General features: G+C 68.4%; 1 protein-coding gene. It reads right to left on the bottom strand.

Annotated elements, in window-relative coordinates; all coding sequences use genetic code 11:
- Positions 1-313 (bottom strand): Rib/alpha-like domain-containing protein (locus tag BYZ73_RS23350; RefSeq protein ID WP_181498191.1); only part of this gene is annotated, 313 nt, incomplete at both ends.

Genomic DNA, 313 nt, shown 5'->3' with positions numbered 1-313 from the left:
ATCAGCCAGCCCGCCGCCGGGACGGTCTCGACCGCGCCATCGGCATAGGTGATCTGAACCTCGGCGGCATAGGTGCCGGCCGTATCGGTGTCGCCTTCGGCCCAGGCGTAACGCACGATGCCGTCCGGGTCCTGCACCGTGGCTGGGGCGTCGATGACCAGCGGGGCCGATGCGTCCCACCAGGGGCGCATCATAAATCGGACGCTGGCGCCGGTCAGGAGGCTACTACCTGCGGCATAGCCCGGCAGCTGGTATTCGAGCCCGGGCGAGGTGTCGCCCCGCTTGATGGTGAATGTCGTGCTCACCGCCATCC

This window comes from Rhodovulum viride (assembly GCF_003265965.1).
GTDB lineage: Bacteria > Pseudomonadota > Alphaproteobacteria > Rhodobacterales > Rhodobacteraceae > Rhodovulum > Rhodovulum kholense.
This window is presented reverse-complemented; position numbering and strand designations above follow the sequence as displayed.